The following is a 538-nucleotide window of genomic DNA, read 5'->3' on the forward strand; positions in this document are numbered from 1 at the left end:
AGGTCGAGTCTCAAACTATTGCTGATCATGGGCAAGGTATGATTCGCGATGTGCTTTCTTACAATCGAAGCCGCACCGAAGGACGGGTGTTAGTGCCGCTTGTCGATGAGGAAATTCGTCCGTTCAATACCTTTGAACTTGCTCGACGCTGGCGTGAGGCGATGCCTGTTATTCCGGGGATGAAGAGTATCAAGATCCGCGAACAAAGTGCCGGTGGTGGCGATCGTGATGAGTTTGGTTACTTACTGTTTGGCTCCAACATCAATGAACTTAATCAAGCAGGACGTTACTTGATTGAACGTTTGCAGCAAGAAGAAGGGTTGTACGATATCTCGTCATCCATTGATTCAGGCAGCAAAGAAGTGCTTCTTTCTCTTGCACCTGTTGCGTACGATCTCGGTCTTGACTTGACCATGATTGCGCAACAAGTCGGCGGCAGTTTTTACGGCGGAGAAGCACAGCGTTTGATTCGCGACGGTGAAGAGATCAAAGTCATGGTTCGCTATCCTCAACTGACTCGTGAAGCGTTTTCTTCATT

At 48.3% G+C, this 538-nt stretch carries 1 protein-coding gene; it reads left to right on the top strand.

Annotated elements, in window-relative coordinates; translation table 11 throughout:
* On the top strand, positions 1–538 hold a 538-nt coding region (locus tag R8N47_RS27855; RefSeq protein ID WP_318186441.1), incomplete at both ends, for an efflux RND transporter permease subunit.

Source organism: Vibrio sp. 2132-1 (genome assembly GCF_033344315.1).